Origin of the sequence: Gluconobacter sp. P1D12_c, assembly GCF_018812105.1 — a bacterium.
GTDB classification, from domain to species: domain Bacteria; phylum Pseudomonadota; class Alphaproteobacteria; order Acetobacterales; family Acetobacteraceae; genus Gluconobacter; species Gluconobacter oxydans_A.
Genome location: NZ_JACSIQ010000858.1, coordinates 1 through 361, shown reverse-complemented (window position 1 = coordinate 361; position 361 = coordinate 1). Strand labels below are relative to the sequence as shown.

General features: G+C 56.8%; 1 protein-coding gene. It reads right to left on the bottom strand.

The genetic code is table 11. The features are described 5' to 3' along the window. Window positions 1-21: 21 nt before the first annotated feature. Window positions 22-361 (bottom strand): transposase (locus KP705_RS19535; protein ID WP_215765511.1); only part of this gene is annotated, 340 nt, incomplete at its 5' end.

Here is a 361-nt window from a genome sequence, read left to right as displayed (position 1 = left end):
CTGGCTCGGCTAGCCGGGGGACTAGGTCATGTTGACAAAAAATCTGATCCAGAGCTTTGCTGCGGCGAGATTGAGGAAACTCATGAAGGACAAGGCGGTTTTGTCGTAGCGCGTCGCGATACGGCGCATCTGCTTGAGTTTGTTGAACATCCGCTCGATGCGGTTGCGGTCCCTGTAACGCCACCAGTCTGTTTTCTGTGGAGCACTGCGGCTTTTGCGTGATGGAATAACCGGCAGGATCCCGTGGATCAGCAGATCCTGGCGGAAGCTGTCACTGTCATAGCCCCGATCAGCCAGCATGGCTTTGGGGGGCGGGACAGACAGCTTCATCAGGGCGTCTGTGGCTTTGTAGTCCGAGACC